We start from the raw sequence: 327 nt of genomic DNA on the forward strand, positions 1-327 counted from the left end.
CGACCGCGATCTCCTTTTCTCGGAAGAAGAATCCGTCGCACGTCGCGCACCACGAGAGGCCGTGCCCGGACAGCTCATCCTCGCGTGGGATGTTCAGCTTCCGGTAGGCCGAACCGGTCGCGAAGATCAACGAGCGTGTCTCCTCGACTCGTCCTGACCCGAGCGTAACGCGCTTGACTGCCCCGTGGAGGTCGAGCTCGGCCGCGTCGTCGTAGACGACTTCGGCGCCGAAGCGCTCGGCCTGTTGCTGCATCTTCGCCATCAGATCGGGACCCATGATCGCCTCGGGGAAGCCCGGGAAGTTCTCGACCTCGGTGGTGTTCATCA

1 protein-coding gene is annotated in these 327 nt (G+C 63.9%); it reads right to left on the bottom strand.

Annotated elements, in window-relative coordinates:
- On the bottom strand, window positions 1-327 hold a 327-nt coding region (locus N864_RS23190; RefSeq protein ID WP_034723339.1), incomplete at both ends, for an NAD(P)/FAD-dependent oxidoreductase.

The sequence above is a fragment of the Intrasporangium chromatireducens Q5-1 genome, assembly GCF_000576575.1.
Lineage (GTDB): Bacteria > Actinomycetota > Actinomycetes > Actinomycetales > Dermatophilaceae > Intrasporangium_A > Intrasporangium_A chromatireducens.